The sequence below is a fragment of the Bacillus sp. SIMBA_026 genome, assembly GCF_046535335.1.
Taxonomy (GTDB): domain Bacteria; phylum Bacillota; class Bacilli; order Bacillales; family Bacillaceae; genus Bacillus; species Bacillus velezensis.
In genome coordinates, this window is sequence record NZ_JAWRWX010000277.1 from 1 (window position 1) to 259 (window position 259).

At 62.2% G+C, this 259-nt stretch carries 1 protein-coding gene; it reads left to right on the top strand.

From position 1 onward, the window contains the following. The coding region (locus SB847_RS21470) for an ABC transporter permease subunit (protein WP_410578695.1) at nt 1–259 on the top strand (259 nt) is incomplete at both ends.

A 259-nucleotide genomic window follows, 5' to 3' on the forward strand; every position in this document is an offset into this window, starting at 1 on the left:
GCTCGCATTGATCGCCGTTCTCGTATTCGGCGTGAACCTCGCCTGGTTACCCGTCTCCGGATACGTGCCCTTCGCGGATTCCCCATCGGGATGGATCCAATCGTTGATTCTCCCGGTGGTCGTCCTCGGCGTGTCCGAAATCGCGTTGGTCGCGGTCGTGACGAGGGCCGAGATGTTGTCCGCGATGCGCAGTGACTACGTCCGCAGTCTCCGGGCGAACGGCTACCCGTGGAAGCGGATCGTGTTCAAGCACGTTGCG